This window comes from Mariniphaga sp., from assembly GCF_041687215.1.
In the GTDB taxonomy this organism is placed as follows: domain Bacteria; phylum Bacteroidota; class Bacteroidia; order Bacteroidales; family Prolixibacteraceae; genus Mariniphaga.
The window spans coordinates 1-12,250 of sequence record NZ_JAWLCI010000093.1 but is presented as its reverse complement, the minus strand read 5'-3'; the positions used below and the strand labels follow the sequence as shown (position 1 = coordinate 12,250).

12 protein-coding genes are annotated in these 12,250 nt (G+C 43.1%); 5 read left to right on the top strand and 7 right to left on the bottom strand.

The window, feature by feature from the left end; genetic code table 11:
• From ACESMA_RS20360 to ACESMA_RS20350, 3 genes are all read left to right on the top strand, one after another.
• Window positions 1-795, top strand: a 795-nt coding sequence (locus tag ACESMA_RS20360) for a sulfatase-like hydrolase/transferase (RefSeq protein ID WP_372950718.1), incomplete at its 5' end; no start/stop codon positions are given.
• 154 nt (window positions 796-949) lie between these two features.
• The gene (locus tag ACESMA_RS20355; RefSeq protein WP_372950717.1) at window positions 950-1,786 is read left to right on the top strand and encodes a sugar phosphate isomerase/epimerase family protein; all 837 of its coding nucleotides are present in this window, start codon (window positions 950-952) and stop codon (window positions 1,784-1,786) included.
• A gap of 10 nt (window positions 1,787-1,796) precedes the next feature.
• On the top strand, window positions 1,797-3,233 hold the full coding sequence (locus tag ACESMA_RS20350) for a sulfatase (RefSeq protein WP_372950716.1): 1,437 nt from the start codon (window positions 1,797-1,799) through the stop codon (window positions 3,231-3,233).
• Window positions 3,234-3,309: 76 nt separating this feature from the next.
• Here ACESMA_RS20350 and ACESMA_RS20345 read toward each other — a convergent pair whose 3' ends face one another.
• On the bottom strand, window positions 3,310-3,501 hold the full coding sequence (locus ACESMA_RS20345; protein ID WP_372950715.1) for a cold-shock protein: 192 nt from the start codon (window positions 3,499-3,501) through the stop codon (window positions 3,310-3,312).
• A gap of 138 nt (window positions 3,502-3,639) precedes the next feature.
• On the opposite strand from ACESMA_RS20345, the gene ACESMA_RS20340 reads away from it, so the two are divergent.
• The gene (locus ACESMA_RS20340) at window positions 3,640-3,867 is read left to right on the top strand and encodes a hypothetical protein (RefSeq protein WP_372950714.1); all 228 of its coding nucleotides are present in this window, start codon (window positions 3,640-3,642) and stop codon (window positions 3,865-3,867) included.
• A 33-nt stretch (window positions 3,868-3,900) separates the two neighbouring features.
• On the opposite strand, the gene ACESMA_RS20335 is transcribed toward ACESMA_RS20340, so the two are convergent.
• From ACESMA_RS20335 to ACESMA_RS20325, 3 genes are all read right to left on the bottom strand, one after another.
• Complete coding sequence (locus ACESMA_RS20335) at window positions 3,901-5,454, bottom strand: acyl-CoA dehydrogenase family protein (RefSeq protein WP_372950713.1); 1,554 nt, start codon at window positions 5,452-5,454, stop codon at window positions 3,901-3,903.
• 273 nt (window positions 5,455-5,727) lie between these two features.
• Window positions 5,728-8,151 (bottom strand): prolyl oligopeptidase family serine peptidase, encoded by a 2,424-nt coding sequence (locus tag ACESMA_RS20330; protein WP_372950712.1) that lies wholly within the window; start codon window positions 8,149-8,151, stop codon window positions 5,728-5,730.
• A 92-nt stretch (window positions 8,152-8,243) separates the two neighbouring features.
• On the bottom strand, window positions 8,244-8,612 hold the full coding sequence (locus ACESMA_RS20325) for a YccF domain-containing protein (protein WP_372950711.1): 369 nt from the start codon (window positions 8,610-8,612) through the stop codon (window positions 8,244-8,246).
• Between the two features lie 98 nt (window positions 8,613-8,710).
• On the opposite strand from ACESMA_RS20325, the gene ACESMA_RS20320 reads away from it, so the two are divergent.
• Window positions 8,711-9,910 (top strand): anaerobic sulfatase maturase, encoded by a 1,200-nt coding sequence (locus tag ACESMA_RS20320; protein ID WP_372950710.1) that lies wholly within the window; start codon window positions 8,711-8,713, stop codon window positions 9,908-9,910.
• Between the two features lie 57 nt (window positions 9,911-9,967).
• On the opposite strand, the gene rny is transcribed toward ACESMA_RS20320, so the two are convergent.
• From rny to ACESMA_RS20305, 3 genes are all read right to left on the bottom strand, one after another.
• Window positions 9,968-11,530 carry a ribonuclease Y gene (gene rny / locus ACESMA_RS20315; RefSeq protein WP_372950709.1) on the bottom strand — a complete coding sequence of 521 codons (1,563 nt, stop codon included), beginning with the start codon at window positions 11,528-11,530 and terminating at the stop codon, window positions 9,968-9,970.
• 104 nt (window positions 11,531-11,634) lie between these two features.
• A complete protein-coding gene (locus tag ACESMA_RS20310) occupies window positions 11,635-11,937 on the bottom strand; it encodes a cell division protein ZapA (protein ID WP_372950708.1) in 303 nt (100 codons plus the stop codon).
• 6 nt (window positions 11,938-11,943) lie between these two features.
• Window positions 11,944-12,250: hypothetical protein (locus ACESMA_RS20305; protein ID WP_372950707.1), on the bottom strand; the 307-nt coding region annotated here is incomplete at its 5' end.

Here is a 12,250-nt window from a genome sequence, read left to right as displayed (position 1 = left end):
TGGTATGTTCCGCAAAAATGGTTCGATTTGCATCCGCTGGAAAATATTGAAACACCACCTTATCTCGAAAGTGATTTGGACGATTTGCCTGCCATTGTCAGCGAAATTGATGATCTGTCCATGATGCCCACCACGCAATGGGCCATTGAAAGCGGCGAATGGCCCAAAATGGTTCAGGCTTACCTGGCTTGTATTTCGTTTGTGGATTTTTATGTGGGCGAAATTTTAAACGCTCTGGAAAACAGCAAATACGCAGAGAACACAGTAGTGGTACTTTGGAGCGATCACGGCTACCGGCTGGGAGAAAAAGGTACGTTTGCCAAACATTGCCTGTGGGACCGGGGAACCAAAGCTCCTCTGATTTTTTCTGGCCCGGGAATCGAAAAAGGGAAAGTTGTGCCCTCCCCTGCCGAGATGTTGTCCATCTACCCTACTCTGCTTGATTTGTGCGGACTGGAACCTTACGAAAGAAATGAAGGAGTTAACCTGGCTTCGCTGCTCAGGGGAGAAACCGAAGCTGCCGGAGAATTTGCACTCACCACATACGGTTGGGCCAATCATGGAATCCGAACGGAAAATTTCCGGTACATCCGTTACAACGACGGCTCTGAAGAGTTTTATGATCATCGCAGCGATCCAAACGAATGGGAAAACCTGGTGCAAAAAGAAGAATCAGAACAAGAGATGGAAAACCTGAAAAAATTTCTACCGGAAAACGACGCACCTTATGCCAGACATTCGGTTTATAATTTCAATCCCTATTTTGTAAACGATAAGCTGAGGCATTGCAATTAACCGAAAATAATAATCGCATTTGATAAAACAACCTCTGAAAAACATCCTTATTTTTATTGGGAAATTTTACTTTATACATGCTGTAATTATCTCTTTTTCCAATATCTTGCAGGGTGAAATTGTAATTAATAGAAATATTCTAAATTAAACAATCATGAAAAACTTAACCATTTTTTTCTCCTCCATGTTTTTTCTGCTGTTTTCTTTTTCAGCATTTAGTCAGCAACGCCCCGGCGAACAACCCCCACCGGAGACCGGTGAACCGTTTAAAGTGGGTATGGCTGGTTACACTTTTGTAAAGTTCGATTTGGACAAAACCCTCGAAACATTGGAAAAAGCAGATGTACATTATTTGTGTATCAAAGATTTTCATTTACCGTTTAACAGTACCGACCAGCAAATTGCCGATTTTCATGCCAAACTGAAAGCCAAAAAAGTAACCGGTTATGCTGTGGGGCCCATTTACATGAAAACCGAGGAAGAAGTTGACCGCGCATTCGACTATGCCAAACGGGTGGGCGTGAAACTGATTGTTGGTGTGCCCACTTACGAACTGCTTCCGTATGTGGACAAAAAGGTGAAGGAATACGATTTCCATTATGCCATTCACCTGCACGGCCCCGACATTGAACTTTTCCCCGATGCCGACGATGTTTGGGAAAGTGTGCAAGACCTTGACCCGCGCATTGGCATGTGTCTCGACATTGGCCACGACACCCGCAACGGAAAAGACCCGGTGGGCGATCTGAAAAAGTACCACAGCCGGGTATTTGATGTTCATATTAAAGATGTGACAGGAGATACCAAATCAGGGTATTCCGTGGAAATCGGACGTGGAATTATTGATATCCCTGCCTTTGTAAACATGTTGCGCGAAGTGAACTATACGGGAGTTTGTAGTTTGGAACACGAAAAAAACATGGACAATCCGTTTATGGGCATTGCAGAATCAATAGGTTATTTCAGGGGAATTATTGAAGCAACAAAATAAATTATACATAATGAAATTAAAAGCTTTCACATCCCTTGTTTTTATCCCTGTTTTGTTCTTTTTTCATGCGTGCACAGAAGTCGCTAATACCGAAAAACCGGTTAATTTCGTAATCATTTATCTCGATGATATGGGGTATGGTGACCTCACACAAACCGGCGCCATTGGTTACGAAACACCCAACCTGGATCAGATGGCTTCCCAGGGTTTGCTGTTCACACGCTATTACGCACCACAGGCGGTTTGCAGTGCGTCGCGGGCCGGACTGCTCACGGGATGTTATCCCAACCGGATAGGGTTTTCAGGGGCACTGAGCCATGCGTCAAAAACCGGAATTTCTGCCGATGAGGAAACACTGGCCGAAGTGTTGAAAAAAAAAGGCTATGCCACAGCTATTTACGGAAAGTGGCATTTGGGCGTTCAGGATAAATTTCTTCCCACCCGCCACGGGTTCGATGAATTTTACGGCATCCCTTACTCCAACGACATGTGGCCTTACCATCCCCGCGGTCCGGGCGCTTTCCCCGATTTGCCGCTGTTCGAAAATGAAACCATAGTGAATCCGGCAGTGACACCGGACGATCAGAAAAAATTCACCACTGAATTTACCGAACGTACCATTTCGTTTATAAAAAAGAATGCCGAAAATCCGTTTTTTGTTTACCTGGCCCATCCCATGCCACATGTGCCGTTGTATGTTTCCGAAAAATTTGAAGGAAAATCGGAGCAGGGACTTTACGGCGATGTGCTAATGGAAATTGACTGGAGCGTTGGGCAGGTTATTCAAACGCTAAAAGAAACCGGCCTGGAAGAAAATACACTGGTTATTTTTACTTCCGATAACGGTCCGTGGCTCAATTACGGCAACCATGCCGGAACCACTGGCGGTCTGCGCGAAGGAAAAGGCACCTCATTCGAAGGTGGTCAGCGTGTGCCCTGCCTGATGTACTGGAAAGGGATTATTTCGCCAGGAACAGTAAACAATAATCTGATTGCTGGCATCGATATTCTGCCAACACTGGCCGAAATTGCAAATGCACCGCTGCCGGAAAAGAAAATTGACGGAGTAAACATTCTCCCCTTAATTAAAGGTGAAGATGTGGAACCGCCACGTAAATCGTTCTGGTATTATTACAGAAGAAACAGTCTGGAAGCGGTTCAGGATGGATATTGGAAGTTGGTTTTACCACATCCGGGCCGCACGTACGTTGGATTTGAACCGGGAAATGACGGCCAACCCGGCAGAGTTGATGAAAATTATCCGCATGAAGGTGGACTTTACGACCTCCGCAGAGATCCTGGCGAACGATACAATCTGATTGAATATTATCCTGAAATGGTGGAAAAACTTGAAAAGATTGCAGCCGAGGCTCGCGAAGATTTAGGCGATGACCTGACAGAAAATCCCGGAAAAAACCGTCGGGAGCCTGGAAGAGTGGAGCAGTAAAATAAAAGGAATAAAAAAATCCCGCCAGTGGCGGGATTTGTAAACTCTTTAAATGGTTAAAATATTTTCGACCAGCCTAAGCCAGTTTAACATCTACCGCATTTAATCCTTTTCTTCCTTCTTCCAATTCAAAAGTTACTTCGTCATTTTCCCGGATATCATCTTTTAATCCGTTGGCATGAACGAAATACTCTTTGTTCGAATCGGAATCTTTAATAAAACCAAAACCTTTGGCTTCATTAAAAAACTTAACTGTTCCTTTATACATAAATTGAATTTTAATAACGCAGCAAAGTTACGCATAATTATTGTGATAACTCCTGTTTTACAAATATTTAATGTATATTTGTGAAAATCCGGTTATTTTACCGGATATCTGACAAAAAATCTATCTCGTCATACTTGAATGAACTACAAGGTTGCATTGGAGGCAATGCACACTTTTAATATTAACATTAAACGAAAGGATAATACCATGTTTGACAAAAAACAAAACAGTTTCAAATCGCCCGATTTACATAAAATGCAGGAAGTAATAATAAACGCCAGAACGCGCATTTATGTTGAAGAAGGACAAGACCCCGAGGAAGCAAAAAAACGGTACCTGGAACGTCTGGAAAATAAAAGGGCTTAAAGCCATATCTTAAAAATAACCCAGAAAACACAATTACATTTTGGCGGTGACAAAATTCAGCCACGAACTGTTTTCTTCATATTCTTCTACTACCTGGGTTTTATTTTTAAATGAAAAGTTACTTATAAGATTTGAAATTTCCTGCTGAAGCATGGCAATGCTACCTTCTGTAAGGTCTTTTCTGAAACCTTTTCCGGCAACATCCAAAACCTGGTTTAATGAAATAGCATAGCCAGTAATTTTCCCCATTTCCACCAATTTGCGCTGTGGCATCTGGAAGTCTATGTTAAAATTAACCTGACCTTTTATGTAATCAGCAGCATGTTCGGTAAGGTTGAAACCTTTAAAAAATCGGAAAAGATTGTTTTCTTTGGCACGTTTCATCAATTTTAACAAACCTTCAGAAATCTGGGCATAAAGGATGTCATTCGAACCTTCAAAAATTTGAAATGGCCGGCTATCAACAGTTCCCCGCCCGGCAATGTGGTTTAGCTTGTAAGCTTTCGCTCCAACCAGTTGTAAAACCGACTGGGCTGCATTGTGCATTAAATCTGTAATAACACTCTTTACTGCATTAGCTTCAATACCATGAGGTGCAAGGTCATTTTCAATTCCGGCTTTTGCGCTGCTGTTTGCACACATTGCGGAACAAATGGTATATGATGCCTGAATCTTTGACAAACGCTCCTGTACCTGGTCATAACCAAATAAACTTTTCCCTCCTACAAACCGTTGTTTGCAGTGGTCAATTGCTTCGTCGAGCATTCGCTGAATAAATCCCATGCCCAATCCGGGAAAATGCATCCGGCTTCGGTGCAACAGATCGAGCATCATTTTTACGCCTGTTGTATGTGGTTGAAGCTTATGTGATTCCGGCACTTTTACATTAATTTTATTGCGCCCGTAGGGAATCATGTATAATCCTAGGTTATCAAACAATTCCTCCACTTCTATTTCCTGGCCTGGTGAATGAACATCACATACAAAAAAGTCGATATCGCGCTGCAGGTTTCCTGAGTCTGCTTTTTTCCGGGCAGTTAAAAGCCAAAAATCAGCCAAACCTGTGAGACCTGCCCAATGTTTTTTACCTTGTATGTGAAATTCTCCGTTTGCTTCAGAGTAATGTGTTTGCATGTTTAACGCATCACTGCCAAATCCGGGTTCGGTAATCATTAAACCACCCATATTTTTTTGCGCCAGAAATCGTTTAAATACCGTTTCTTTTGTTTCATCCCGGGCATATTTGGCAACCGGTTGTAAAAACAATGCCGAGTTGATTCCCAGCGTAAGCGAAAGCGCCAAAGATTCGTAAGAAGCCATGGAAAGCAATGCAATATTTTCATGAACCAATCCTCCCCTGCCTCCATATTCTTTGGGTATGCTAACCGATAGTGGATTACCGGACATAATTTCGCGCAGTGCAAAAGGTGGAATTCCACGATTCAGGCTTAGTTGATCATTATTTTCCCTGTTATTAAAAATACGACGTACTTTTATTTTCAATTCATTCAGGAAATCAGAAAATGGAAGTACATCTCTTTTTATCGATTGTTCTGCAAGCTTTAATTCTGCCCGGAAACTATTCATAACTATTTGATGTTAATTATTCATTAGTATAAAACCCAACTTAAGGGTTTGTTAAAATCAAAACAACTGCATAAACCGGATTGTTCCGGGAATTCAGCTATTCATTTAAAAAGAAGGATTAAAGGATTTTCAAATTTTGCAATTACTGAAGTAAATAGACATATACTTCCTGTGATTTATAGGGTAGAATTATTAAATTGAAATCAGAGGGCCAGGTAAAAAAGAGAATAAATTACAGAGGGTTCCAATTCAATTGAAACCCTCTGCAATGAACTATTTCCCTTTATTCTTCACCCATTTCTCCAGCCACTGGTCCTGTTCCCACAATACATGCAAAATGGATTCGCGGGCAGCATAGCCATGACTTTCCTTGGGAAGAAATACCAACCTGGATGTGGCGCCCAACCCTTTTAAGGCATTAAAATAACGCTCGCTTTGCAGCGGATAAGTCCCCGAGTTGTTGTCGTCTTCGCCATGAATAAGCAGTAACGGTGTTTTCATTTTATCGGCATGCATAAACGGCGACATGCCATTGTAAACTTCCGGATCCTCCCAGTAAGATCGTTCTTCACTTTGAAAACCAAATGGAGTAAGTGTCCGATTGTAAGCGCCACTTCGGGCAATTCCGGCAGCAAACAAATCGGAATGTGAAAGCAGGTTGGCCGTCATAAATGCTCCGTAAGAGTGGCCTCCCACTGCAACCCGGTTCCGGTCAATGTATCCCATTGCATCCACCGCGTCGATGGCTGCTTTGCCATTGGCAACCAGTTGTTCGCGGAATGTATCGTTGGGCTCTTCTTCGCCTTCGCCAATAATGGGAAACGCAGCATTGTCGAGAATGACATAACCGCGCGTTACCCAAAAAACCGGTGAGCCATAATACGGAGAAGTGAACTGATGAGGAGATGAAGTAACCTGACCGGCACTGGCAGCATCTTTAAATTCACGGGGATAAGCCCACAGCACCATCGGCAGTTTTTCTTTCTTTTCCATATCGTAACCGGCCGGTAAATAAAGAGTTCCGGAAAGTTCCACACCATCTTCACGCTGATAGGTTATCAGTTCTTTATGAACTCCTTCCAAACTTTCAAACGGGTTCGGAAAAAAGGTAATTTGCTGGGGTGCAATTCGTTTTTTGGTATTTCTGATGAAATAATTGGGAAAAACATTGCTTGATTCAACACGGGTCAGCAGCACACCAGTTCCCGGATCGATTACTTTCACGATTTGTTCCAAAGTTGCTGTTCCATCAGCCCGCCACAATTCCTTAACGTCTTTTGTTTTCAGGTTGAATTCCCTGAAAAACGGCCGTGGTCCGTCTTCGGAATGTCCTGTTCCGGTTAAATATAGCGTATTTTTATTGATAACCAGTGAATTCTCTCCCCACTCATTTTTATCGGTTAAAAATGAGCCGGGATCGTTATAATTGTCCTGGTAATTGCGGTCGAATAAAATTTCAGGTTTTTGTGTTGCATCCGATGGATTGAACAGATAAGTTTTGGCGTTGCGCGTATTCCACCAGCGGTCGAAGGCAATGGCGGTTTCATCGTTGCCCCACAAAATACCGGCATAGCGCTGAATGGTTTTCAGTACTGACTTCGGTTGCCCGTTAAACGGCGCCACCCATTCAAACACCTCATCGCGGAAATCTTTTTCAATGGCCGGATCGCCTTCGTCCAGTGCTTCAACATAGTATATTGTTGCAGGTTTGTCATTCCGCCAGTTGATGTTTCGCATTCCCTTTTGGGTTGCCATAAAACCTTTGGGCATTTCTTCCAAAAGCGGCGATTCCAAAAGCACTTTTACCTCATTTCCATTTTTATCGTAAACAACAGTTTTTGAAGGAAACCGGGAATAGGGAACCAGGTACGAAAAAGGTTTTTCGAGTGCTTCAACCAGCACATATTCACCATCAGGCGAAATATTAATGCGGGTAGTCATGGCGGTTTCTTTCCATTCCGATTTTTCTCCATTCAGGTTCAACCTGAAAAGTTTGGAGCGAACCAGCTGTTCAAAGTTGAACTCATCGGCACGGTCCTGCAATAAATCCTGGTAGGTACGGTTTTGTGCCATTTCCCCTTCGCTCACCGAAACACGCGGACCGGTTGGTACTGCAGTGGATTTATCGATAAGAGGTTCTTTATCATCCGGCAACATCTTCACCAAAAAGGATTCGCCATTGGGGAACCAAAAGAATGGACGGCCTGTGTTGGCATTTAAAACAGGGGCAGTGAGTTTGCTGGCAGAAGCATTGGCTACATCAAGCACCCAAAGTTCAACACCTCGTGAAGTGGTATGTGTAAATGCCATTTTCGACTGATCAGGCGACCAGGAAAAATAGGAAAGGCGTGGTTCTGCAGGAAGTCCATTTACGGTAATTTCTTCTCTTTCGCCCACTTTCATAAGTGTAATGTTGTTGTAGAAAGTAGTCCGGCTACCAATGTTGGTTACAGGGTTAATACGAAGTCCGGCCAGCCGCATTTCGGTTTCCGACAATTCCACAATGGTTTTATACTTACTGCGATGAAGCAGAACAATGTTTTCATTTTCATCATTAATAATGACGGACGGAGTTTGAGGTACATCAGCTAAATCAAGTATTTCTTTGGGTGGCTTTTGATACGTAATATCCACTTGCGCGTTTGCTATTCCTACTGCGATTAAAAATGAAATAAGGATAAAAACTAAATTCTTCATTTACTTTAAAAATTTATAATTTCACTATGATTTTATTCCACAATAATTCTCTACACATCTCCATAAATCACTAAAAATCTCAAATATTTCCGTTAAACCAATCTTCTCCCAAACGGGGTTATTGCCAGCGAAACCATTTTAAAATGTTGTTTGCCCCAGGGAATCCCGATAATGGTAATAAATAATAGAATTCCGAACAACAGATGGGTCAGGGCAATCCAGATTCCGCCAATAATCAGCCACAAAATATTCATGATGGTGGAAAGGCAACCGGGTGCGTAATCCATGTATTCAATTTTCTGACCAAAAGGCCACAATGCCAGCACGCCAAGTTTAAAGGCCTGAATTCCGAATGGAATGCCGATGATTGTTACACATAATGCCAGCCCGGATAAAATGTATTCCAGAAATATGGCAAATCCGCCAAAAATCAGCCAAATAATGTTGCCTAATATTTTCATCTTTGTCCGAATTGTATTCAGGTAAAAATAGTTTTAATTTCTGAAAACTGGCAGATTTTTTTATGTTTGTAACCTCAGAAAAGATTTGGAGAGAAAGAATGGCGAAAAAATTCAAACCACTTACATCGGTGCTGGTTAAACCTGCCGGCCCGGATTGCAATCTGAACTGTACCTATTGCTTTTATTTGGAGAAATCAGGATTGTTTCCTGAAACACCGCGCCACCGAATGAGCGATGAGGTGCAGGAAGAGATGATCCGTCAGGTGATGCAGCAGTCGGGCGATTCGGTTTCCATTGCCTGGCAGGGCGGCGAACCCACCTTAATAGGACTTGATTTTTACAAACGCGCCATTGAACTGGAAATGAAATACGGCCACGGCCAGACTGTGGGCAACGGACTGCAAACAAATGGAACTTTATTGAATCTGGAATGGGCAGAATTTCTGAAAAAATACGACTGGCTGGTTGGACTTTCGCTTGACGGACCGGAACACATTCACAACCGTTACCGTTTGGATAAAGCCAACAAAGGAACCCACAAAAAAGTGGTGGAAAATGCTCAAATGATGCTCGAAAACGGTGTAGCAGTGAATGTGCTGGCCACGTTGAATGACTATTCAGTGCAATTCCCAGATGAAACTTACAACTACTTTAAATCGCTGGGATTAACCTGGATGCAGTTTATCCCCATTGTAGAAACCGACCCACGAGATCCTTCCCGGGCGGCGTCCTTTTCTGTTTCGGCAAAAGCTTACGGCGAATTCCTCTGTCGCATTTTCGACCTTTGGCTGGCCGATTTTCAAAACGGACAACCCACAACACAGGTAAGGCATTTCGATTCGGTTTTTTATCCTTATGTTGGTCTGGAAGCTCCGGAGTGCACCATGATGAAGGAGTGCGGCCCTTACGTTGTAGTGGAACACAACGGCAATGTTTACAGTTGCGATTTTTTTGTTGACCCGAAATGGAAACTGGGAAACGTGATGACCAACCGGATAAACACCATGCTCAATTCGAAAAAACAACAGGCATTTGGCGCCGCCAAAGCGATATTGCCCGGTGAGTGCCGCCGCTGTCCCTGGCTTTCAAAATGTTACGGCGGTTGTACCAAAGACCGCATTAAAGACCCGCAGGACAAACGCAAACCACGGTTTTGCCAGTCGTACAAAATGTTTTTTGCCCATGCCGACCCCACCATGCGGATGCTGGCCGAAGACTGGAAAAAAAATCAACACGATATGCGGGAACGCGAACGCACCGGCGGAACATACAATGCGTTTAAGGATTTTATCAATTAAAAAAAAGCCCCCCGGAACCGGAAGGCTTTATATATTATTTCATAAAAATGTCCTTTTCTACTTGGCGTAACTTACCACGCGGGTTTCGCGGATAACTGTAATTTTTATCTGCCCTGGGTATGTCATTTCATCCTGAATGCGTTTTGAAATGTCGTACGAAAGCTGCTCAGTTTCCTGGTCGCTCATTTTATCAGACCCCACGATAACACGCAGCTCGCGACCGGCCTGTATGGCGTATGTTTTGGTAACACCGGGATACGAAAGTGCCAAATCTTCAAGGTCTTTCAACCGCTTAATGTACGATTCAACCACCTCGCGGCGGGCACCGGGACGAGCACCAGAAATGGCATCGCAAACCTGAACAATGGGAGCCATCAATGTTTCCATTTCTACTTCGTCGTGGTGGGCGCCAATGGCATTGCAGATGTCAGGTTTTTCCTTGTACTTTTCAGCCAGTTTCATCCCGTAAACAGCGTGCGGCAATTCCGGCTCATCGTCTGGAACTTTGCCTATGTCGTGCAGTAATCCGGCACGTTTGGCTTTTTTCGGATTTAATCCCAGTTCCGATGCCATGATTGCACACAAATTGGCTACCTCGCGCGAGTGCTGCAAAAGGTTTTGTCCGTAAGACGAACGGTATTTCATTTTTCCGATCAACCGAATCAATTCAGGGTGCAAACCGTGAATTCCCAAATCGATGGCTGTGCGTTTTCCGGTTTCAATTACTTCTTCTTCCACCTGCTTTTTTACTTTTTCAACCACCTCTTCAATACGGGCCGGGTGAATGCGGCCATCTGTAACAAGTTGGTGCAGCGCTAAACGGGCAATTTCGCGGCGTACCGGATCAAAAGCCGAAAGTACTATGGCTTCTGGTGTATCGTCCACCACAATTTCCACACCTGTAGCAGCTTCCAGTGCACGGATGTTCCGGCCCTCACGGCCAATAATGCGACCTTTTATTTCATCGCTTTCAATATGGAAAATAGTTACGGCATTTTCTACTGCCGTTTCGGTAGCTACCCGCTGAATGGATTTCACCACAATTTTTTTGGCCTCTTTGTTCGCTGTTTGGCGGGCTTCCTCCATAATTTCGTTGATGTAGGCCACTGCTTCCGATTTGGCTTCATCCTTTAAAGACTCTACCAACTGAGCTTTGGCTTCTTCAGCAGATAACCCGGAAATTTGTTCCAGCTTTTCCAGGTTCTGCCGATGCAGTTTCTCCAGTTCTTCGGTTCTGTGTTCCACCCGCTGCAACTGGTTATTCAGGTTTTCACGAATGGCTTCCGTTTCTTTTTTGGTAATTTCAAAATCACGAATGCTTTTTTGCAATTCATCCCGGCGCTGATTAACGTTGGATTCCCGCTGGCTAAGTTTATTTTCCAGTTGATTAATTTTGTTGTTTTTCTCCTGGATAAATTTTTCGTGTTCGGCCTTTAATTGTAAAAATTTCTCTTTCGCCTGGAGGATTTTGTCTTTTTTAATCACCTCCGCTTCACTTTTTGCTTCACTTATAATTTTCCGGCTTTTCTTTTTTAAAGCCTTATCCCAGGCGTAGTAAGCCAGGGTTCCACCCCCAAGAAATCCGGCAGCAAAACCTATCAGTATTTGTATCCAATCCATTGTTTTTATTTTAATTATTAACTATTAAAAAACCCGTAATCAATCACTTTGTTTAATCAAAGTAATTCAATACGGGCACTTGATAAATATTTAACTTTAATTCCCTATACTTTCACTATTTCTTTCAGAAAGTCTGAAATATCGTCGTTCAAATCTTTCAATCCATCTATAAAAAGAGACTTGTCTTCGCGTTGCAATATCTCGGTGTGGTTCAGCGCAATTTGAAACGCTGCCATGGCCAGTATATCCTGCGAATCTTTATTCCGAAACAGTTCACGGTATTTGCTCACTGTTTCATTCACCGTTTTTGCAGCAATCCGGTGTCTCTCTTCGTCTTTTCGATCGATGGTCAGCGGATAAGCCCGCCCTTCGATTCTGATATTTATTCTTTGTTGCTCTTTATTCACCGTTCATTATTTGTTGAGCAGTGCGATACATTTATCAATTTCCCGTACTAAAGTATTTATTCTCCTTTTTGCCTCACCGTCCTTGTCATTTCCTGCCAGAATACGGTTGGCAATTATCATTTTCTCCATTTTCTCACCCAAATCCGTTTTTTCCTGTTCGAGCCGGGCAATTTCCTGTGTCAAAACTGACACACTGCCTTGAAGCGCTTTTTTTTCGGCTTTCAGTTTTTCGTATTCCTGAAACATCCGCTGCACATTGGCCTTCAATTCATTCAGAAGCAAACGATCTTCTTCGGTCATTTTTGCTGCAATT